This is a genomic window from Massilia atriviolacea (genome assembly GCF_003953935.1).
Classification (GTDB): domain Bacteria; phylum Pseudomonadota; class Gammaproteobacteria; order Burkholderiales; family Burkholderiaceae_D; genus Telluria_A; species Telluria_A atriviolacea.
Map to the genome: position 1 here is coordinate 207,045 of NZ_RXLQ01000007.1, position 22,038 is coordinate 229,082.

Below are 22,038 nucleotides of genomic sequence, written 5' to 3' on the forward strand. Positions count from 1 at the left end.
TGCTCTTATTCCTTTCCGTCAGCGGCCTTGCTGTAGATGAACTGATTGATCAGGTCTTCCAGCACGGCGGCAGATTGAGTACTGTTGATCCGGTCGCCATTGACCAGATTGTTGGTGTCGCCACCCGCCTGGATTCCGATGTACTGTTCACCCAGCAAGCCGGCGGTGAGGATTTTGAGAGAGCTATCTTTTGGAAAGTGATAGCCCGTCTCCAGTTCCAAGGTTACCAGTGCCTGATAAGTTTTGTCATCAAACTTGATATCGCCGACGCGCCCGACCACCACACCGGCGCTTTTCACCGGCGCCTGCGGCTTGAGCCCGCCGATATTGTCGAACTTGCCCGTCACCAGGTAGGTCTTGCCGAAGGACAAAGTGCTCATATTCCCGGCCTTGAGGGCCAGGAACAGCAGCGCTGCCAGACCCAGCAGAACAAACAGGCCGACCCAGACGTCGATGGATTTACGTTGCATGTGATTTCCTCACTCTTGTTATGCGGCCTTGTGCGCCGCCAGATTCATGTATTTAGTTGAACATCATCGCGGTCATCACGAAGTCCAGACCCCAGACGGTCAGCGACGCGATTACGACGGTACGGGTGGTGGCGCGCGACACGTCTTCCGGCGTCGGCTGGGCCTGGTAGCCCTGGAACAGCGCGGTAAAGGTAACGGCGATGCCGAACACAAAGCTCTTGATGATGCCGTTGACCACATCGTGCTGCACATCCACATTGGCCTGCATCTGCGACCAGAAGGCGCCTTCGTCGACCCCGATCAGCTGCACGCCGACCAGGTAGCCGCCGACCACCCCGACCGCGCTGAAGATGGTGCCGAGGATCGGCATCGCAATGACGCCGGCCCAGAAACGCGGCGCCAGCACGCGCTGCACCGGGTTAATCGCCATCATTTCCATGGCCGAAAGTTGCTCGCCGGCTTTCATCAAGCCGATCTGGGCGGTGAGCGAGGTACCGGCGCGGCCGGCGAACAGCAGCGCGGTCACGACCGGCCCGAGTTCGCGCACCAGCGCCAGCGCGACCACCTGGCCGAGTTTCTGTTCGGCGCCGTAGGGGGTCAGGGTGATATAACCCTGCAAGCCGAGCACCATGCCGACGAACAGGCCGGAGACGATGATGATCACCAGCGAGTAATTGCCGATGAAATGAATCTGTTCGGCGATCAGGCCGGGACGGCGCAGTGCGCCGCCGGTCACGCCCAGCAGGGTGAAGAAGGAGCGCGTGGCGAAGCCGACGCTGGCGATATTTTCGCGCACGGACTGGCCGATGGCGCCGAGGAAGTTAGCGATCACTTGCGCTCTCCCAGGCCCAGGTCCTCGGCCAGCGACTTGCCGGGGTAATGGAAAGGCACGGGGCCGTCGGGTGCGGCGTTGACGAACTGCTTGACGTAAGGGTCTTCGGACACGCGCATGTCGGCCGGCGTACCCTGGGCAACAATCTTCCCAGCGGACATAAAGTACACATAATCAGCGATCGCAAAGCACTCGTGCACATCGTGCGACACCAGGATCGAGGTGGAGCCGAGTGCATCGTTGAGCCTGCGGATCAGGTTGGCGGTAACGCCCATCGAAATCGGGTCGAGGCCGGCGAAGGGTTCGTCGTACATGATCAGTTCCGGATCGAGCGCGACGGCGCGGGCCACGGCCACGCGGCGCGCCATGCCGCCGGAGATTTCGGCCGGTTTCAGGCGGGCGGCATTGCGCAGGCCAACCGCGTTGAGCTTGAGGAGCACCAGGTCGCGGATCAGTTCGTCGGGCAGGTCGGTGTGTTCGCGCAGCGGGAAGGCGACGTTTTCGAACACGGTCAGGTCGGTAAACAGGGCGCCGAACTGGAACAGCATGCCCATCTTGCGGCGCAGGCGGTACAGGTTATCGGTGTCGAGTTCGTGGACGGTTTCGCCGGCCACGGTGACAGCCCCTTTCTGCGGACGGATCTGGCCGCCGATCAGGCGCAGCACCGTGGTCTTGCCGCAGCCGGAGCCGCCCATGACGGCCACGACCTTACCGCGTGGGAAGTCCATCCGGAGGTTCGACAAGATCGAACGGTCGCCGTAAGAAAAATGTAGATCGCGGATTTCGACAAGATTAGACACGGCGCTGTTCGTATTTGGGAATGGCGTATTGTAGTGCAGAAAGGGCAATCTCTGCTGAGGGGCCCCCGATCCACGGTGGGTACGCGAGGCCAGAATACAACACTACTGAACGGCGGGTCAGATATTTTCGCGGCTAAGTGCTTGTTTTTGTTGGGATAGAAGCCCAAAGAAAATTGGTTCGGAAGTGAACTTATTTCTCTTATCCAACAATGCGTTTATGTAACTTTACATTACTTCATGCATACAAGGACGGTGAAATCCGTCAAAAAAGAGACACTTTCACTGCACCTCCAGATGGAAATGTCCACCCCGGTGCCAGGTCTGACAATCGGACACGGGCTCAGCCTCAGAAAATCATTTTTTGGGTTAAAGCCGAGCTTGTGTCCGAAAGTCAGACCTGGCACCGAAGTGGACATGTTCGCTTTAAAAGCTGAGCTTGTGTCCACCCCGGTGTCAGGTCTGACAATCGGACACGGGCTCAGCTTCGAAAAACCATGTTTAGCTTTAAAGCTGAGCTTGTGTCTGAAAGTCAGACCTGGCACCGAAGTGGACATTTTTAGCTTTAAAGCTGAGCTTGTGTCCGAAAGTCAGACCTGGCACCGAAGTGGACATGTTTACTTTAAAAGCTGAGCTTGTGTCCACCCCGGTGTCAGGTCTGACAATCGGACACGGGCTCAGCTTCGAAAAACCATGTTTAGCTTTAAAGCTGAGCTTGTGTCTGAAAGTCAGACCTGGCACCGAAGTGGACATTTTTAGCTTTAAAGCTGAGCTTGTGTCTGAAAGTCAGACCTGGCACCGAAGTGGACATGTTTAGCTTTAAAGCTGAGCTTGTGTCTGAAAGTCAGACCTGGCACCGAAGTGGACATGTTTAGCTTTAAAGCTGAGCTTGTGTCTGAAAGTCAGACCTGGCACCGAAGTGGACATGTTTAGCTTTAAAGCTGAGCTTGTGTCTGAAAGTCAGACCTGGCACCGAAGTGGACATGTTTAGCTTTAAAGCTGAGCTTGTGTCTGAAAGTCAGACCTGGCACCGAAGTGGACACGGGCTGTTCGTTAGCGCGGCAGGACCGATTCGCCCATCAGGAACTCGTCGACGGCGCGCGCGCACTGGCGGCCTTCGCGGATCGCCCACACCACCAGCGACTGGCCGCGCCGCATGTCGCCCGCCACGAACACTTTCGGCACCGACGTCGCGTAGCAGCCGTCGCCCTCGGTTGTGGCCTTGGCGTTGCCGCGCGCATCTTTTTCCACGCCGAAGGCATCGAGCACCTGTTGTACCGGCGACACAAACCCCATGGCCAGCAGCACCAGGTCGGCCTTCATCTCGAATTCGGAATCCGGCACTTCGATCATCTTGCCGTCTTTCCACTCGACGCGGCAGGCGACCAGCTTCTCGACCTTGCCGCCCTTGCCTTCGAAACGCTTGGTGGCGACCGCCCAGTCACGCTCGCAGCCTTCTTCGTGCGAGGAGGAGGTGCGCAGCTTGGTCGGCCAGTACGGCCACACCAGCGGCTTGTTTTCCTGCTCGGGCGGCTGCGGCATCAGTTCGAACTGGGCCACCGACAGCGCGCCATGACGGTTCGAGGTGCCGACGCAGTCGGAACCGGTATCGCCGCCACCGATCACGACCACGTTCTTGCCGCTGGCCTTGATCTGGTCCTTGAGCTTGTCGCCGGCATTGACCTTGTTTTGCAGCGGCAGGAAATCCATGGCGAAGTGCACGCCCTTGAGCTCGCGCCCCGGCACCGGCAAGTCGCGCGGCTGCTCGGCGCCGCCCGCCATGACGATGGCGTCGAAGTCTTTTTCCAGGTCTTCCGGGAAAATCGTTTCCTTGGCCCAGTTATTGACCGAGGCGGGGAAGTCTTTGCCGACCAGCACGCTGGTGCGGAAGGTCACGCCTTCGGCTTCCATCTGCTTGACGCGCAAATCGATGTGGGACTTTTCCATCTTGAAATCGGGAATGCCGTAGCGCAGCAGGCCGCCGACGCGGTCGCTCTTTTCGAACACGGTGACAGCGTGGCCGACGCGCGCCAGTTGCTGCGCCGCCGCCAGGCCGGCCGGGCCGGAGCCGATGATCGCGACTTTTTTTCCGGTCACTTTTTCCGGCGGCTGCGGCACTACCCAGCCGTGTTCCCAGCCGGTATCGATGATCTTGTGCTCGATCGATTTGATGCCGACCGGGTCGTTGATGATGCCCAGGGTACAGGCCGACTCGCAGGGCGCGGGACAGACGCGGCCGGTGAATTCGGGGAAGTTATTGGTCGAGTGCAGGTTTTCCAGCGCGGCGCGGTAATTGCCGTGAAAGACCAGGTCGTTCCAGTCGGGGATGATGTTGTTGACGGGACAGCCGCTATTGCAGAAAGGGATGCCGCAATCCATGCAGCGCGCCGCCTGCACCTTCGCTTGCGGGTCGCTCAGGTGCAGAACGAATTCCCTGTAGTTCTTGACCCGTGCCGCAGGCTCGAGATAGCCCTCGTCCTGACGCTTGAATTCCATGAAGCCGGTGATTTTACCCACGATGTTTTTCCTTGTGTTCTATGCGGCGGGCGCCTGGCGCCCGCCCGGACTGTCTTGAGCGCGCTCTTATGCGGCGATCCTGGCGACCTTGGCGACCGTATCGATCTTGTCGTTGGCTTCTTCCATGCTGCTGTTGTGCAGTTCTTCCAGCGCCCGTTTGTATTCGGTCGGGAAGACCTTGACGAACTTGGCGCGTCCCGTCGCCCAGTCGTCCAGCAGGTTGCGCGCGCGGGTCGAGCCCGTGTGCTTGAAGTGGCGTTCGATCAAGCGCTTGAGGATGGCTTCGTCCGATTCCGGATCGCTGGCGCGGCTCTGGCTGTGCCAGCCGGCACGGTCGCTCTGCTCCTTGGTGCTGAGCACGCGCTCCAGGTTGACCATGGCGGTGTTGCATTTCTTTTCGAAATCGCCCAGCGGATCGTAGACATAGGCCACCCCGCCCGACATGCCCGCCGCAAAGTTGCGGCCGGTCGCGCCCAGCACCACGACGGTGCCGCCGGTCATGTATTCGCAGCCGTGGTCGCCGCAGCCTTCGACGATCGCGGTGGCGCCGGAGTTGCGCACGGCAAAGCGTTCGCCCGCCACGCCGTTGAAGAAGGCTTCGCCGGCAATCGCGCCGTACAGGACCGTGTTGCCGACGATGATGTTATCCACCGCCCAGCCGCGGAACTCGGTGTTGGGACGCACGATGATGCGTCCGCCCGACAAGCCCTTGCCGACGTAATCGTTGCCCTCGCCCACCAGGTCCAGGGTGATGCCGGCCGCCAGGAAGGCGGCGGCGGACTGGCCGGCCGTGCCTTGCAGCTGGATGTGGATGGTGTCGTCCGGCAAACCGGCGTGGCCGTAGCGCTTGGCCACTTCGCCCGACAGCATGGTGCCGACGGTGCGGTTGACGTTGCGCACCGGCGAGATAAAGGAAACGCGCTCGCCTTTTTCCAGGGCCGCCTTGGCCTGGGCGATGAGCTTGTGGTCCAGGGCTTTTTCCAGGCCGTGATCCTGCTCTTCGACCTGGCGCAAGGCGCCGCCGGCCGGCACGTGCGGCTGGTAGAAGATGTTGGAAAAGTCCAGGCCGCGCGCCTTCCAGTGGCTGATGGCTTTCGATTTGTCGAGCAGGTCGACCCGGCCGATCAGTTCGTCGTAGCTGCGGATGCCGAGCTGGGCCATCAACTGGCGCGCTTCTTCGGCCACGAAGAAGAAATAGTTGACCACGTATTCAGGCTTGCCCGAGAACTTGGCGCGCAGCACAGGATCCTGGGTCGCGACGCCGACCGGGCAGGTGTTCAGGTGGCATTTGCGCATCATGATGCACCCTTCGACCACCAGCGGGGCCGTGGCGAAGCCGATCTCGTCGGCGCCGAGCATGGCGGCAATCACCACGTCGCGTCCGGTTTTCATCTGGCCGTCGGCCTGCACGCGGATGCGGCTGCGCAAGCCGTTCAGCACCAGGGTTTGCTGGGTTTCCGCCAGGCCCAATTCCCATGGCGTGCCGGCGTGCTTGACCGAGGACAAGGGCGAGGCGCCCGTGCCGCCGTCATGGCCGGCCACGACCACGTGGTCGGCCTTGGCCTTGGTGACGCCGGCGGCCACCGTGCCGATACCGACTTCCGAGACCAGCTTGACCGAAATCGAGGCGCGCGGATTGGCGTTCTTGAGGTCGTGGATCAATTGCGCCAGGTCTTCGATCGAGTAGATATCGTGGTGCGGCGGCGGCGAAATCAGGCCCACGCCCGGCACCGAGAAGCGCAGGCTGGCGATGTATTCGCTCACCTTGTGGCCCGGCAACTGGCCGCCCTCGCCCGGCTTGGCGCCCTGCGCCATCTTGATCTGGATCTGGTCGGCCGAGTTCAGGTACTCGGCGGTGACGCCGAAGCGGCCCGAGGCGACCTGCTTGATGCGCGAACGCAGGGAATCGCCTTCCTGCAGCGGAATGTCGACCACCACATTGTGCTCGCCGATGACGGACGCCATGGTTTCGCCCTGCTTGATCTTGATGCCTTTCAATTCCTTGGTATAGCGGAAGGGATCTTCACCGCCCTCGCCCGTGTTCGACTTGCCGCCGATGCGGTTCAGCGCGATCGCCAGGGTGGCATGGGCTTCGGTACTGATCGAGCCCATCGACATGGCGCCGGTGGCGAAGCGCTTGACGATCTCCTTGGCCGGTTCGACTTCGTCGAGCGGGATGGCTTTGGACGGATCGAGTTTGAACTCGAACAGGCCGCGCAGTGTCAAATGACGGCGGCTCTGGTCGTTGATGATTTGCGCGTATTCCTTGTAGCTCGAAAAATTGTTGCTGCGGGTGGAGTGTTGCAGCTTGGCGATGGCGTCAGGCGTCCACATGTGTTCTTCGCCGCGCACGCGGAAGGCGTATTCGCCGCCGGCATCGAGGGCGTCGAGCAGCAGCGGATCGTTGCCGAAGGCCAGGGTGTGCAGGCGCAGCGCTTCTTCGGCCACTTCGAACACGCCGATGCCTTCGACGTTGGACGAGGTGCCCTTGAAGTATTTGTCGACCAGCGATTTGTTCAGGCCGATGACTTCGAAGATCTGGGCGCCGCAGTACGACATATAGGTGGAGATGCCCATCTTCGACATCACCTTCATCAGGCCCTTGCCGACGGCCTTGGTGTAGTTATAGATGGCGGTCTCGCCCGACATTTCGCCGCTCATGCCCTGGGCCAGTTCGACCAGGGTTTCCATGGCCAGGTAAGGGTGGACGGCTTCGGCGCCGTAGCCGGCCAGCAGGGCGAAGTGGTGGGTTTCGCGGGCCGAGCCGGTTTCCACGACCAGGCCGGTGGAGGCGCGCAGGCCGCGTCCGACCAGGTGCTGGTGGATGGTGGAGGTGGCCAGCAGGGCCGGAATGGCAACCTGTTCGGCCGAAACGGCGCGGTCGGAGACGATCAGGATGTTGTGGCCGGACTTGACCGCGTCCACCGCTTCGGCGCACAGCGAGGCGAGCGAGGCTTCGATGCCTTCCTTGCCCCAGGCGACCGGGTAGCAGATGTTCAGCTCGTACGACTTGAACTTGCCGCCGGTGTGGGCGCTGATGTTGCGCAGGCGCGCCATGTCGTCGACGCCGAGCACCGGCTGCGACACCTCAAGGCGCATCGGCGGGTTGACGTTGTTGGTGTCGAGCAGGTTCGGCTTGGGGCCGATGAAGGATACCAGCGACATGACCATGGCTTCGCGGATCGGGTCGATCGGCGGGTTGGTCACTTGCGCGAACAGTTGCTTGAAATAGTTGTACAGGGGCTTGAGCTTGTTGGACATGACCGCCAGCGGCGAATCGTTGCCCATGGAGCCGGTCGCTTCTTCGCCGAGCACGGCCATCGGCGCCATCAGGAATTTCAGGTCTTCCTGGGTGTAGCCGAAGGCTTGCTGGCGGTCGAGCACGGACGCCGGGGCTTTTTCGCCCTGGGCCGGGGCGCCGTTGCGCGCATCCCTGGCGCGGTTGTGGCCGAGCTGGCTCTCGCTGAGCTTGATTTCGCCGAGCTTGATGCGCACCGAGTTGATCCACGCCTTGTAGGGCTTGGCGTTGGAATAGGTGTCCTTCAGTTCCTTGTCGTCGATGATGCGGCCCGCTTCCAGGTCGATCAGGAACATCTTGCCCGGCTGCAAGCGCCATTTCTGGATGATTTTCGATTCCGGAATCGGCAGCACGCCCGATTCCGAGGCCATCACGACCAGGTCGTCGTCGGTGACGATGTAGCGCGCCGGCCGCAAGCCGTTGCGGTCCAGGGTGCCGCCGATGTGGCGCCCGTCGGTAAACGCCATGGCGGCCGGGCCGTCCCACGGCTCCATCATGGCGGCGTGGTATTCGTAGAAGGCGCGGCGGTTGTCGTCCATCATGGTGTGATTTTCCCAGGCTTCCGGGATCATCATCATCATGGCCTGGGCGATCGGGTAGCCGGCCATGATCAGCAGTTCGAGCGCGTTGTCGAAGCAGGCGGTGTCGGACTGGCCTTCGTAGATCAGGGGGAACAGCTTGTGCAGGTCGTCGCCCAGCACGGCCGACTTCATCACGCCTTCGCGCGCGCGCATCCAGTTGAAGTTGCCTTTGACGGTGTTGATTTCGCCATTGTGGGCGATCAGGCGGTAGGGGTGGGCCAGCGGCCATTCGGGGAAGGTGTTGGTCGAGAAACGCTGGTGCACCAGCGCCAGCGCCGAGATGCAGCGCGGATCCTGCAAGTCCTTGTAATACACGCCGACCTGGTCGGCCAGCAGCAAGCCCTTGTAGACGATGGTGCGGGCCGACATCGACGGCACGAAGAATTCCTTGCCGTGCAGCAGTTTGAGCGCCTGGATCGCGTGGCCGGAGGACTTGCGGATCACGTACAGCTTGCGTTCGAGCGCGTCGGTGACCATGATGTCCGGGCCGCGCCCGATGAAGATCTGGCGGATCACCGGTTCCTTGTCGCGCACGGTCGGCGACATCGGCATGGTGTCGTCCAGCGGCACATTGCGCCAGCCGAGCACGACCTGGCCTTCGATGCGCACGGCGCGTTCGATTTCTTGTTCGCAAGCGATGCGCGAAGCGTTTTCTTTCGGCAGGAACACCATGCCGACCCCGTATTCGCCCGGCGGAGGCAATTCCACGCCCTGCTTCGCCATTTCGTCGCGGAAGTACTGGTCCGGGATCTGGATCAGGATGCCGGCGCCATCGCCCATCAGCTTGTCGGCGCCGACGGCGCCCCGGTGGTCGAGGTTTTTCAGGATCAGGAGACCCTGCTCGATGATGGAATGGCTCTTGTTGCCCTTGATGTGGGCGATGAAGCCGACGCCGCAGGCATCGTGTTCATTGGACGGATCGTACAAACCTTGGGCAATCATGCGCATTCTCCACAGCTTTTTAAAATCGAACACCAACATTAGTGCAATGCAGCAGAATGGGCAAGCGGATTAATTAGGGTCGGAGTCGAATTAATTCAGCTCGCGTCGCTCGGAAAATTAAATAGGGACATAGTCGATGGATTTGGCGTTGCAGGCATGCCGGCTTGGGGAAATGGGCTGTTTTGCCCATTTCCGCAGGCCAAAAAAAACGCCCCGAAGGGCGTTGTCAAAGGGCCGGAGCCTTGATTTTGAACGGTCTGCCGCGCTTGGCGGGGAGCACCTGCCGTTTGGCGCGGTGTTGCAATTCTGTCTTAAAAGCATCGGAGCCCAGGGGCCAGCCCTTGAGTACGGCGCCGTCGATCCGGTCGAGCTGCTCGCGGGTCAGGGCTGGACGGCTCAGTTCGATGTAAGCGGCTTCGCGCTGGAAGGGCGTGTTGCCCAGGGCCCAGTACAGGGCGTGGTCGGTGATCAGCCTGTCGGGCTGGGCGCCGGCGTGGTGGGGGTAGCTCGACCAGGGGTAGTTCAGGGGATCGGACACCAGCTCGCTGCGCACCGGATTGTGTTCTATATAGCGGCTGCAAAGCAGGAAGTAGGCGGCGGCGTCGATCGGCGAGGTTTTGAAGCGCCCCTGGAACAGGCCGCCGCTGCGGCCGTACTTGGCGTTGAACCAGGGAACGTAATAGCGGCCGACCCGCTGCATGGTCTGGGCCAGGCCTTCCACGGTCGAGGGCGAGGCCAGCAGGTGCAGGTGGTTGGGCATCAGCACATAGGCGTGGATGGCGACCTTGAATTCCCTGGCGCTGTCGTTCAGCCAGCCGAGAAAGCGCTGGTAGTCCTCGGCCTCGCGGAAAATCGGCTGGCGGTCGTTGCCATGCTGGATGATGTGGTGCGGCTGATTGGGAATGACGAGACGGGGAAGACGGGCCATGGCGGTACGCAATTGAACGGATCGCGCCATGTTACCGCATCGGCGCGACTCTGTCCCTGATTAAAAAGGGATGCATCGCCAACCGTCCCGGCTCTGTCCCTGTTTAATCGACAATGTAACCGTTTACGTCGCGCTTACGCGAGTGTGAAGCCGGCGGACAGGCTGTAGCCTTCCCCGTAGGCGCTGCGCAGGGGCAGGTCCTGGCCGAGGCCGGAACGGGCTTTCTTGCGCAGGCGGTAGACCAGCATGTCGACCCGGCGGCTGGCATCGGGATCGTCGCCGCCCATGCCGGCCACGATCACCTGGCGCGGCACGGGACGGGTGTTGAGCGTGAGCAGGTGCAGGAAGTTGCATTCCTTTTCGGTCAGGTCGATCACCGCCCCCATCAGTTCGAGCTGGCGCGCGCTGACGCGCAAGGTCCACTTGCTCGGCAGCTGGGCCGCCGGCTCGGGCGGACGCACGCGCCGGTCCAGCGCCTCGATGTGCGCTGCCAGTTCCGGAAACTTGATCGGCTTGGTCAGGTAATGGTCGGCGCCCAGGCGCAGACCGAGGATGCGGTTGTCGAAGGCGACCCTGCCGGTCAGCACCAGCAGGCCGATTTCGGGATACAGCTGGCGCATGCGCGGGATCACGTTGAAACCGTCTTCGTCGGGCAAGCCGAGGTCGAGCACGACCACGGCGGTCGGCGTCTTGGTCAGCGCCGCCCACATCTCGGCGGCGGTGGTCGCGATCATGACTTCATGGTTGAGTTCCGTCAGAAACTCCGCCATATCGCCGGCGTAGTCGCCGTTGTCCTCAACAATCAATATCTGCGTCATGGGTTGGCCATTTTCTTCATTTCATTACCCCGTGCGTAGAATCCCTACTTGCGCGCGGTGCCTTCCCTAGTATGTTGATTACCGGAATTATCACTGTTGCTACCAACTGGCGCAACTGTTTTCCCCGCCGCCCGTTGCGCGGGGAGCCAGATTTTGAACACGGCGCCCGACGATGGCCCGTTTTGGACGTCGATCGTACCGCCGTGCACCTCGATCACCGAACGCGCCATATACAGGCCCAGTCCGGAACCCTGGCCGACGGCGTTGCTCCCACGATACCCCTTGTCGAAAATCGTGGCAATCTCCGCTGCCGGCACACCGTTGCCCCGATCGCGTACCGACAGTGCGATGCCGTCCGCCGTGGCGTGCCCGGCCAGGAGAATCGGCTGTCCGGGCGGCGAATATTGCAGTGCGTTATCGACCAACACCTTCAAGGCCAAGCGTAGCGCGGACGGCTGGGCCCGGATCAAGGGGGGCAAGCCGCTACGCTCGACAAGCGCCTGGCCGCCGGCCGCGCCGACCTGGGCCGCCGCTTCCTCCAGCAACAGCGCGGGAGAGACGCTGTCCGGCTGGCGCTTGCTGCCGATCTCGTCCATACGGTCGGGCGACAGGTACTGGTCGAGCATGCCGATCAGCCGGTCCACCGCCGCCTGGATCTTGCGGTAGCGCTGGCGGGTCGGCTCGTCGGCCTGCGTCGCGGTCGCTTCCAGGCGCTGGACGGCGCCGTCGATGGTCGACAGGGGCGTGCGGAATTCATGGTTCAGCATGCTGGCGAAGCGGCGTTTTTCATCGGCACGTGCGCGCTCGGCCGTGGCATCGCGCAGCACGCCGACCAGGGCGCCGGGCTTGCCGCCGGCATCGCTCAGCAGGGTCGAACGGACCTCGACCGGCACCATGCCCCCATCCGGACGCACGAGCTCGAAGTGGCGCAGCAGCTCGCGCCGGCTCAGGTCGCCCGCCGCAAACCGGGCCAGCCGTTCGGGCAGCCCGGCGCACAGGGCGCTCAGCGGCGCATCGGCGTCCTGGCTGGCCAGTTGCCTTGCGACATAGGCAGCGTCGTAGCCGAGCAGCTCGCGGACCGAGGGGCTGATGTAGCACAAGGCACCGGAGGCGGCGTCGACGATCCAGGCCACATCGCCGCGCAGCTCGGCGATGGCGCGAAATTGTTCCACGAGCGCATTGTCGCTCGGCCGCACCGACCCTTGGCTTGCCTCGCCGACACTGTTATCCATGGAACGCTTTCGCTAATTGTTCAAAATGAGACTCCGCTAGTATATCGCCAACGTTGCAGTAAAGTATATGAACACCAATCTGACACGGCTACTCGTCGAGCGGGGCGAAAATGGCTTGCAGGTCTTCTTGCGTCAAGCTCATTTTCTGCGATTCGCCCTCGGCCAGGATCGACTGCGCCAGGTCGGATTTCTTTTGCTGCAAGAGCTGGATCTTTTCTTCCAGCGTGCCCTTGGCGATCAGCTTGTAGACGAACACCGGCTTGTCCTGCCCGATGCGCCAGGCGCGGTCGGTGGCCTGGTTCTCGGCGGCGGGGTTCCACCACGGATCGTAATGGATCACGGTGTCGGCCGCGGTCAGGTTCAGGCCGACGCCGCCCGCTTTCAGGCTGATCAGGAAAATCGGCACCGCGCCCTGCTGGAAGGCGGCCACCTGGGCCGCGCGGTCCTTGGTGTCGCCGGTAAGCAGGGCGTAGGGGATGCGGCGCGCGTTCAGTTCTTCCTCGATCAGCGCCAGCATGCTGGTAAATTGCGAGAACACCAGGATCTTGCGCCCTTCTTCCAGCAAATCGTCGACCATCTGCATCAGGTCGATCAGCTTGGCGGAGCCGCTGTCTTTCTTCTTCGCCGGCAGCGCTTTCACCAGGCGCGGGTCGCAGCAGACCTGGCGCAGCTTGAGCAAGGCTTCGAGGATGACGATCTGGCTGCGCGCCACGCCTTTTTTGTCGATCTCGTCGCGCACTTTCTTGTCCATCGCCAGGCGCACGGTTTCGTACAGGTCGCGCTGGGCGCCCGACAATTCCACCTTGCGCACCATTTCCGTCTTGGGCGGCAATTCCTTGGCGACATTGTCCTTGGTCCGGCGCAGCAGGAAAGGCCGGATGCGGCGGTTCAGCAGCGCGCGCCGCAGCGGGTCGTCCTGGCGCTCGATCGGATGGCGGAACTGGCTGTTGAAGGTTTTCTCGTCGCCCAGCAGCCCCGGCAGCAGAAAGTGGAACTGCGACCACAGCTCGCCCAGGTGATTTTCGAGCGGCGTGCCGGTCAGGCACAGGCGGTGGCGCGACTTGAGCAGGCCGGCGCTCTGGGCCGCCTTGGAGCGGTTGTTCTTGATGTAGTGCGACTCGTCGAGGATGACGAGGTGGAACTCGTGCTCGCGCAGCTTTTCTTCGTCGCGCGGCAACAGGGCGTAGGTGGTCAGGACCAGGTCGACTTCTTCGATCTTGTCGAACTGTTCCAGGCGCTCCTTGCCTTGCAGCAGCAGCACGCGCAGGCCTGGGGCGAAACGGGCCGCTTCGTCCTGCCAGTTGGTCATCAGGCTGGTGGGCGCGATGACCAGGGCCGGATGGGTCAGGCGGCCGGCTTCTTTTTCGATCAGGATGTGGGCCAGGGTTTGCACCGTCTTGCCCAGGCCCATGTCGTCGGCCAGGATGCCGGCCAGGTCGTATTCGCGCAGGAATTGCATCCAGGCCAGGCCATCGGCCTGGTAATCGCGCAAGGTCGCCTGCAGCCCGGCCGGGGCCGGCACCTTTTGCACGGAACCGAACAGGCTCAGCTTGCGACCGGTTTCGCGCAACTGCTCGCCGCCGAACCAGCGCAAAGCGGTTCCGCGCGCCAGTTCTTCGAGCCGGCCCGCATCCAGGGTCGAGAGCCTGACTCTGGCTTTGATCTTGTCGCTGAAATAAAGTTCACCGAGCGTGTTGAGAATCGGCTTGAGGCGGCCCCAGGGCAGCGCCACGCGCAAGCCGTCGGGCAGGGTGGCCAGCATCTGGTCGGCGTCGGCGTGGGCCGCCAGCACCTCGGGATCGAAGTCGCTCGGGGCGCTGCGGATCAGCTGCACCAGCACCGGCAGCAAGGGCACGCGTTTCTGGTTGACCACGATGCCCAGTTCCAGCTCGAACCAGGCGTTGCCGGCGTCGGCCGGTTCGTCGATCTCGGCGTACCAGTCTTCGACCGCGACCACGTCGTAGCGGTATTTGTTGGATTTCTGCACATGCCAGCCCGCTTCGACCAGGCCGGCCAGGTCGCCTTCGGCAAAGCGCAGCCAGTGCGCCTGGCTTTCCAGCTGTTGCGCGCCGGCCAGGGCGTTGAGCGGCGGCGTGCCGGGCTTGCGGAAACCGAGGGCGGCCAGTTCTTCCAGCGCGGCCCCTTCGGCCGCGCTGTCGCGGGCGATGACTTCGGTCACGTCGCCGACCTGGCGCACCACGCGCTGGGCCGGGTCGAAGGAGACGCGCTCGCCATCGTAATCGAAGGACAGCACGGCGTAATCGTGCCAGCGCTGGTGCGAGCCGTCGGCCAGCGGCACGCTGTCGAGCAGCAGGTGCGGACGCGGCTTGACGTCGTCGCGCAGGCGCTGGATCAGCGGTTGCGGCAGCGGCATGAGTTGCTGCAAGCCATGGGCCAGCAACAGTTGCGACACGCGCTTCTTATCGTTGCCGCTCAGCGCAGGGGCTTGCGCCACCAGCGCCTGCAGGTCGGCCAGGGAAATCTCGACCCCGCCACGGTTGAGCGAGAGCGCGCCGCAGGACAGGTTGTCGATGTACCACGGCGGATCGGTCGGCAGCATGTAATCGATCTGGTCGGCGGCGGTGTGGGTCGCGCCGCCGGCGGGCTGGACTTGCCAGCCGAGGCGGGCGGTGCGGCCTTCTTCGCGCCAGACCAGGTTGGCCTCGCGCACGGGACCGGCCTGCAGCGGGTAGATCAGGCCGTTGGCCATGTCGGCCCAGGAATTCGCCCACAGCAGCTTGTCTTGCTCCAGCAACATTTGCAGCAGGATGGCGCCGACCTTGCCTTTCGGTTCGGTCGCGCTGCCGCCCTGGGAGGCGGCGCCGCTGCGCATGGCGATGAAGAAACGCACCAGGTCTTCATCGTCGCCTTCGAGATAGGCGGGCGGGGCCGACAGGAGGGAAAATACTTCGCTGACCGGGCTGGCGGCGGCGACTTCGCCGTTCGGGCGCAGGCGTGCCTTGCACAGGCACAAGGCCACGTGGCGGCCGCCGCTGGTCGGCGCCAGCACATAGACGAACTTGTACTGGGCGACTTTGGGATCCTTGACCTCCAGGTCGAGCTTGGGCTGCGGGTGGGCGGCGGCCTCGACCCGTTGCAGCCAGCTGGCGATCGGCGCGGGCAAGGCCGACGCCGGGGTGGCGTGCGGCGCAGCGGTGGCTGGGCGTCCTTCGCGGGGTTCGTCGCGCGTTAAATCCATCGTGTGCATGTGTTCTGTAAGGGCAATATCGGAGACGATAACACCCGATATTATCCGACATAAAGACGCTTGTGTTCTGTTCTCTTTCGCACGAAGGGACGCTTGTTTGCGCTGTTGGCGCAGGGCGGCACGGCATTCATGCCGCAAGGGTAAGCGCCGCTCCCGCCGCCGCCAGAAAAGCGATCGCGCCGGCAGGAAGGTCATCGCCCGCTTCATACGCGGCAGGAAAAGGGGCGCCAAGGGGCGCCAAGGGGCGCGCTGTCAATTCCAAGCAACAATATTGCTATTTATCTATTATGTGCATAAAATAACAACTCCCCGCGGCGGTATCTATTCGTTGCGCTTTCTCCTCTCCATTGGAACATCATGAAACTGTCCGCCGTTCTCGCACTGCTGCTGTTGACCGCCACCGCCAATGCCCAAATCGGAGACCGCGTGGTCATGGCCAAGGATGAAAGCCCGGTGATGGCCGCGGCGATCGCCAAGGCCCAAGGCTCGCTCGATACCTTCCTGGCGACCTACGCCAAACCGCCCGCCGGCGCCGATATGTTCCGCCTCAAGGTCAAAATCACCGACGAGAATGGCAGCGAACATATGTGGGTCATGCCGTTCAAGCAGACCAAGACCGGCTTTACCGGCACCATTTCGAACGACCCGCAGATCGTCGAAAGCGTCGAGAACGGCGAAGAAATCACGTTCAAGCGCGCCGACATTTCGGATTGGGGTTATGTGCAGAACGGCAAGCAGAAAGGCAGTTATACCGTCTGCGCCCTGTTCACCACCATGCCCGCGAATGTGGTCAAGCAGTATCGCGAACAGCACGGTTTCGAATGCTGATGTGAGGTCCTGCCAGTGCGGCGATGCGCAGCGCTTGGCCGCCGCGCCGGCAGCCGCATCGGCAGGGTATTGAATCCCCATAAGCCACCGCTGTGAAACACCACGTCGGCGCCGTTGCGCTCGATCATCTCCAAGCCGAAACGGTAGGCCGGCAGCGTGCCATCGGCCAGCGGCGATGGCTGCAGCATCGCATGCAGCAAACTGTCGCGATCGGCCCACTGGCGATGCCATGCGCGCACCAGCGCCAGCACGCAGGCCGCCGTGAACTGCTTCGATTCCGAGGCCAGGTACCAGGCCGATTTTCCCGACAGCGGCACCTGCCATTCCAGCGAGGCCATGCCATGATGCAGCTCGCATGCCACCGCACCGTGGTCCAGCACCAGCGCACTGAAACCCGGCCCGTCGGGCGGTAATGTCGATTGAAGTTCGAGAAAATACCGGCGCAATTTTTCCATCGTTTTTTTATGCGAATCGAGAGGACGGAGGCAAGGTACACTGTCCGCTTTTAAACAGCCAGGACGGCGGTCGCCGTGCACACCGTTCCGGCACTGTCAAGACTGGCGCATTCGCCGCGATTGCGTATCATTCCGTGCTTGACTCATCAGGATGTTCTCCCATGCTCCCAACTATCGAACAACGTCTCGCCATCGAACTTGCCGCCAAGCCTGTCCAGGTTGCCGCCGCCATTGCCCTGCTGGACGAGGGCGCCACCGTCCCCTTCATCGCGCGCTACCGCAAGGAAGCGACCGGCGGACTGGACGATATCCAGTTGCGCCTGCTGGAAGAACGCCTGCGCTACCTGCGCGAACTGGAAGACCGGCGCGCCGCGATCATTTCCTCGATCACCGAACAGAACAAGATGACGCCGGCCCTGCTCGACGCCGTCACCCACGCCGAAGACAAGACGCGCCTGGAAGACCTGTACCTGCCGTACAAGCAGAAACGCCGCACCAAGGCGCAGATCGCGATCGAAGCGGGCCTGGCGCCGCTGGCCGACGGCTTGCTGGCCGACCCCGGCATCGCGCCCGAAGAAGAAGCGGCCAAGTACCTGCGCGACGCCTTCACCAGCGACGACGGCAACAATCCCGGCGTGGCCGACACCAAGGCCGCGCTGGACGGCGCGCGCCAGATCCTGATGGAGCGCTTCGCCGAAGACGCGACCCTGCTGCAGTCGCTGCGCGAATACGTGCAGGAGCACGGCATCGTCGAATCGAAAGTGGTCGAGGGCAAGCAGGACGAAGGCGAAAAATTCGCCGACTACTTCGACTATTCCGAAACCATCTCGACCGTGCCCTCGCACCGCGCGCTGGCCCTCCTGCGCGGGCGCCGCGAAGGCATCCTCGACGTGGTCCTGCGGCTCGACACCGAAGCCGAAAAACCGAAGTGGGACGCGCCGCACAACCCCTGCGAAGGGCGCATCGCCGCGCGCTTCGGCATTAAGAACCTGGGCCGCCCGGCCGACAAATGGCTGGCCGACACGGCGCGCTGGACCTGGCGCGTGAAGAGCTTCATGCACCTCGAAACGGAGTTGATGGGCGCCCTGCGCGAACGCGCCGAACTCGATGCCATCAACGTCTTCGCCCTGAACCTGAAAGCGCTGCTGCTGGCAGCGCCCGCCGGCCCGCGCGCCACCATGGGCCTGGACCCGGGCCTGCGCACCGGCGTCAAGGTGGCCGTGGTCGACGCCACCGGCAAGGTGGTCGACACCGCCGTCATCTACCCGCACCAGCCGAAGAACGACTGGGACGGTTCGCTGCGCGTGCTGGGCGAGCTGGCCGCGAAGCACAATGTGTCCCTGATCTCGATCGGCAACGGCACCGCCTCGCGCGAAACCGACAAGCTGGCGCAGGACCTGATCAAGCAGCGCGCGGAACTGAAGCTGACCAAGATCGTGGTGTCGGAAGCCGGCGCCTCGGTCTACTCGGCCTCGGAATTCGCCTCGCGCGAACTGCCCGACATGGACGTGTCGCTGCGCGGCGCGGTCTCGATCGCGCGCCGCCTGCAGGACCCGCTGGCCGAACTGGTGAAGATCGATCCCAAGTCGATCGGCGTGGGCCAGTACCAGCACGACGTGAGCCAGACCCAGTTGGCGCGCTCGCTCGACGCCGTCGTCGAGGATTGCGTGAACGCGGTCGGGGTGGACGTCAACACCGCCTCGGCGCCGCTGCTGGCGCGCGTGTCGGGCTTGTCGTCCAGCGTGGCGCAGGCCATCGTCACCTACCGCGACCTGAAAGGCGCATTTACCTCGCGCGCCGACCTCAAGGCCGTGCCGCGCCTGGGCGAAAAAACCTTCGAACAGGCGGCCGGTTTCCTGCGCGTGATGGGCGGCGCCAATCCGCTCGACGCCTCGGCGGTGCACCCGGAATCGTACCCGCTGGTCGAGAAGATCCTGGCCGATATCAAGAAGGAGATGAAGGCCGTCATCGGCGACGCCTCGCTGCTCAAGACGCTCAACCCGGCCAAGTACGCGGACGACAAGTTCGGCGTGCCGACCATTACCGACATCCTGAAAGAGCTGGAAAAGCCGGGCCGCGATCCGCGCCCGGAATTTACCACCGCCACCTTCAAGGAAGGCGTGGAAGAGATCCGCGACCTGCGTCCGGACATGATCCTGGAAGGCGTGGTCACCAACGTGGCGGCCTTCGGCGCGTTCGTCGACATCGGCGTGCACCAGGATGGACTGGTGCATATTTCGGCGCTGTCGAACACCTTCGTCAAGGACCCGCACACGGTGGTCAAGGCCGGCCAGGTGGTGCGCGTGAAGGTGCTGGAGGTGGACGAGAAGCGCAAGCGCATCGCCCTGACCATGCGCCTGACCGACAGCGCGCCGCAGGCCGGGTCCCGGCCCGAGCAGCGCGGCGACCGCACCGACGGCAAGCGCCTGGCGCAGCACCAGCAGAAGCAGGAGCGCGCGCCGGCGCCGGTGGGCGGCACCATGGCGGCGGCCTTCGCCAAGCTGCGCGGATAAGCCATGATCGCGATAACCGCCTGCGATCCGGATAGCCCGGATGCGCGCGCGCTGGTCGACGAACTGTCGGCCGCGCTGGCGGCGATCACGGGCGACAGCGGCAAGGCCTCGTTTGCGGCGGACGATGCGCGGGTGGCGCGGTCGCTGTTCGTCGTGGCCCGGGGCGCGGCCGGGCAACTGCTCGGCTGCGCGGCGCTACGCCCGCTGGAGGGCGACGTGGGCGAGGTCAAGCGCATGTTCGCCCGGCCCGGTTCCGGCGGCGCCGGCGCGGCCCTGCTGGCGCACGTGGAGCAGGCCGCGCACACGTCTGGCTACACGCAACTGTGGCTGGAAACGCGCAAGGTCAATACGCGCGCGGTGGCGTTCTATGAAAAACACGGCTACCGCACGATTCCCAATTACGGCAAATACGTGGGGCGGGACGATGCGGTTTGCCTTGGCAAATCGCTCGATGGGATGAGTGGCCGAGGCGGCCGAGGGGTCTGACCCCGGTGTTTCCGGGCGAAGCGACGGAAGCGGCCGCTGCCCCCTACCTCGAAGTACCTATTTCCCCCTACTCCCAACGCCGCCGGCCCCCAAACGTCCGCCCCCCGCCGTTTTCTTATAAAATGTCGGCATCTACCCAATTTTCCCACCGAGGCAAGCCATGAGCGACGTACAAACCTGGATCAAAGACACCGTAACCTCCACGCCCGTGGTGCTGTTCATGAAAGGAACCGCCCAGTTCCCGCAATGCGGCTTTTCCGGCCGCGCCATCCAGATCCTGAAAGCCTGCGGCGTCGAGAATATCGCCACCGTCAACGTGCTGGAAGATCCGGAAGTGCGCCAGGGGATCAAGGACTATTCGAACTGGCCGACCATTCCCCAGCTCTACGTCAAGGGCGAATTCATCGGCGGCTCGGACATCATGAACGAGATGTTCGAATCGGGCGAACTCAAAGCCCTGCTCGATGCCTGATCTGCGCCCGCGGCGCCTGGTTGTCGCCATCACCGGCGCCACCGGCGCCATCTATGGCGTGCGCCTGGTCCGGCAACTGGCCGCCACGCCCGGCATCGAAACCCACCTGGTGGTCTCGGACGCCGCCGTCCTGACCCTGCACCAGGAACTGGGCATGCAGCGCCGCGAGGTCGAGGCGCTGGCCCATGTCGTGCACAAGAACCGCGATGTGGGCGCCTCGATCGCCAGCGGCTCGTTCCAGTCCGACGGCATGATCATCGCCCCCTGCTCCATGAAAACCCTGGCCTCCGTGGCCCTGGGCCTGTCCGACAACCTGATCGCGCGCGCGGCCGACGTGGTGCTCAAGGAGCGCCGCCGGCTGGTGCTGATGGTGCGCGAAACCCCGTTCAACCTGGCGCACCTGCGCAATATGACGGCGGTGACGGAAATGGGGGGGGTGATCTTTCCACCGCTGCCGAGCTTTTATCACAAGCCGGACAGCATCGACGCCATGGTCGATCATACGGTGGCACGGGTCATGGACCTGTTCGGCGTGGTGCACACGCTGGCGCCGCGCTGGGCCGGCATAAAGCCGGGTGCGGACGGCGCGGACGCTTGACCGGCCCGGAACGGGCCGCAGCCGGCGGCCATGCGGGTGGAAACCGGCCGGCCGCTGCGCGGGCAAACGGGCGACCGCGCCAGCCTTGGCGGCGCCGCCCTGCCGCGCTTGCCGCGATCAGCGCTTGTCGTACTGCCAGCTGTCGGCCTTTTTCATTTCTTTTGCTTCCTCGACCATCCGGCGATGCGCGATCCGCTTGCGCATCACTTCCGCGTGCTGCGCGGCGGTCATCGGAGGAACAGTCATCAGGTCCTTGAGTTGCGCGGTGTTGCTGTAGTTACTTTTCATAAGACGGCTGGATCCTCGGCTTGTTGCGTAACGGGATGACAAGACTGCAAGTGCTGTTGTGATTATGATCCACAATGCCGTTTTTGTGCGGCACAATATAAATTCATTGCGTCCGAGAAACCCGAAGCGCTCTGACCATTGTGCATGAATTTGATGGCATCGCCATGACAAATCATAAACGGCGGTCGATTTTGTCGAGGCTGGCAGCGTGAATTGGTATTGATGTGACGCAGAAAGCGTCAATGAACAGTGCGCCACCGGAATCGGGGCGCCTGGCGTCGGAATTACTTAATTTTTATCAACATCGAGAATGTCAATACAGCCACTAAATATCTACTTTTGGTAATTAATTCGTACCAGCATGCGAATGAATTCGCGCGCAATTTGACGATGATGTTCGTCAAGTCGCTGCAAATCGGCAATTAATTTAACGTCGGCCGATTCGAAACGCGACAGGCCGGCACCGCCCTCGTTGTTCGCCGCCGCATTTTCGTCCCCGCCAAAGCGTAACCATTCCGCGGGTACGCCCAGCCATTGCGCGATCATGCGCAGCTTCTCCTGGGTGGGTATAGCCTCTCCGACGAGCCATTTCCGGGCAGCATGCACCGTGATTGGCCGTCCATCGAAGCGAATGTTAAATTCCCGCGCCAGGCGCGTCGGGCTGTCGGGTGAGTAGTGAGCGTTCTTCAGTGCCTGCTGCAGGCGCTCACTAAAGCTTTCGCGTTCGTTGGATGAATTCATGGGTGGCACTATTTCATGCAACGGCATGAAAGTC

The 22,038-nt window shown here is 62.9% G+C and carries 17 protein-coding genes; 5 read left to right on the plus strand and 12 right to left on the minus strand.

Annotation, left to right across the window (positions count from 1 at the left end; genetic code table 11):
* Positions 1-5: 5 nt before the first annotated feature.
* The 9 genes from mlaD to EJB06_RS15055 form a co-directional block, all read right to left on the minus strand.
* Positions 6-470 (minus strand): outer membrane lipid asymmetry maintenance protein MlaD, encoded by a 465-nt coding sequence (mlaD, locus tag EJB06_RS15015; RefSeq protein WP_126074844.1) that lies wholly within the window; start codon positions 468-470, stop codon positions 6-8.
* Positions 471-522: 52 nt separating this feature from the next.
* Positions 523-1,302 (minus strand): lipid asymmetry maintenance ABC transporter permease subunit MlaE, encoded by a 780-nt coding sequence (gene mlaE, locus EJB06_RS15020; RefSeq protein WP_126074845.1) that lies wholly within the window; start codon positions 1,300-1,302, stop codon positions 523-525.
* Positions 1,299-2,102 (minus strand): ABC transporter ATP-binding protein, encoded by an 804-nt coding sequence (locus tag EJB06_RS15025; protein ID WP_126074846.1) that lies wholly within the window; start codon positions 2,100-2,102, stop codon positions 1,299-1,301. The genes mlaE and EJB06_RS15025 overlap by 4 nt, the downstream gene beginning before the upstream one ends.
* Before the next feature lie 1,050 nt (positions 2,103-3,152).
* Positions 3,153-4,616: a glutamate synthase subunit beta gene (locus EJB06_RS15030; RefSeq protein WP_126074847.1), complete on the minus strand. Its 1,464-nt coding sequence runs from the start codon at positions 4,614-4,616 to the stop codon at positions 3,153-3,155.
* A gap of 66 nt (positions 4,617-4,682) precedes the next feature.
* A complete protein-coding gene (locus tag EJB06_RS15035; protein WP_126074848.1) occupies positions 4,683-9,437 on the minus strand; it encodes a glutamate synthase-related protein in 4,755 nt (1,584 codons plus the stop codon).
* Between the two features lie 226 nt (positions 9,438-9,663).
* Positions 9,664-10,365, minus strand: coding sequence for a transposase (locus EJB06_RS15040; protein ID WP_126074849.1), 702 nt, complete (start codon positions 10,363-10,365; stop codon positions 9,664-9,666).
* Positions 10,366-10,499: 134 nt separating this feature from the next.
* Entirely contained in the window at positions 10,500-11,183 is a 684-nt protein-coding gene (locus tag EJB06_RS15045; RefSeq protein ID WP_126074850.1) for a response regulator transcription factor, read from the minus strand.
* 44 nt (positions 11,184-11,227) lie between these two features.
* Positions 11,228-12,415, minus strand: a complete 1,188-nt coding sequence (locus EJB06_RS15050) for a PAS domain-containing sensor histidine kinase (protein WP_126074851.1) — start codon at positions 12,413-12,415, stop codon at positions 11,228-11,230.
* Between the two features lie 88 nt (positions 12,416-12,503).
* Complete coding sequence (locus EJB06_RS15055) at positions 12,504-15,614, minus strand: DEAD/DEAH box helicase (protein ID WP_164557934.1); 3,111 nt, start codon at positions 15,612-15,614, stop codon at positions 12,504-12,506.
* Between the two features lie 366 nt (positions 15,615-15,980).
* Here EJB06_RS15055 and EJB06_RS15060 point away from each other — a divergent pair, with 366 nt between their 5' ends.
* On the plus strand, positions 15,981-16,451 hold the full coding sequence (locus EJB06_RS15060; RefSeq protein ID WP_126074853.1) for a YegJ family protein: 471 nt from the start codon (positions 15,981-15,983) through the stop codon (positions 16,449-16,451).
* Here the strand turns inward: EJB06_RS15060 and EJB06_RS15065 are convergent.
* A complete protein-coding gene (locus EJB06_RS15065) occupies positions 16,370-16,906 on the minus strand; it encodes a serine hydrolase (protein ID WP_126074854.1) in 537 nt (178 codons plus the stop codon). The genes EJB06_RS15060 and EJB06_RS15065 overlap by 82 nt on opposite strands.
* A gap of 161 nt (positions 16,907-17,067) precedes the next feature.
* On the opposite strand from EJB06_RS15065, the gene EJB06_RS15070 reads away from it, so the two are divergent.
* The 4 genes from EJB06_RS15070 to EJB06_RS15085 all read left to right on the plus strand — a co-directional run bounded on the left by EJB06_RS15070 (position 17,068) and on the right by EJB06_RS15085 (position 20,975).
* Complete coding sequence (locus EJB06_RS15070) at positions 17,068-19,419, plus strand: Tex family protein (protein WP_126074855.1); 2,352 nt, start codon at positions 17,068-17,070, stop codon at positions 19,417-19,419.
* A 3-nt stretch (positions 19,420-19,422) separates the two neighbouring features.
* Entirely contained in the window at positions 19,423-19,905 is a 483-nt protein-coding gene (locus tag EJB06_RS15075) for a GNAT family N-acetyltransferase (RefSeq protein ID WP_126074856.1), read from the plus strand.
* Between the two features lie 160 nt (positions 19,906-20,065).
* Positions 20,066-20,377 carry a Grx4 family monothiol glutaredoxin gene (gene grxD, locus EJB06_RS15080; protein ID WP_126074857.1) on the plus strand — a complete coding sequence of 104 codons (312 nt, stop codon included), beginning with the start codon at positions 20,066-20,068 and terminating at the stop codon, positions 20,375-20,377.
* A complete protein-coding gene (locus tag EJB06_RS15085) occupies positions 20,370-20,975 on the plus strand; it encodes a UbiX family flavin prenyltransferase (protein WP_126074858.1) in 606 nt (201 codons plus the stop codon). The genes grxD and EJB06_RS15085 overlap by 8 nt, the downstream gene beginning before the upstream one ends.
* A 117-nt stretch (positions 20,976-21,092) precedes the next feature.
* On the opposite strand, the gene EJB06_RS31890 is transcribed toward EJB06_RS15085, so the two are convergent.
* Complete coding sequence (locus tag EJB06_RS31890; RefSeq protein WP_164557924.1) at positions 21,093-21,263, minus strand: hypothetical protein; 171 nt, start codon at positions 21,261-21,263, stop codon at positions 21,093-21,095.
* A gap of 333 nt (positions 21,264-21,596) precedes the next feature.
* Complete coding sequence (locus EJB06_RS15090; RefSeq protein ID WP_126074859.1) at positions 21,597-22,004, minus strand: hypothetical protein; 408 nt, start codon at positions 22,002-22,004, stop codon at positions 21,597-21,599.
* Positions 22,005-22,038 lie beyond the last annotated feature (34 nt).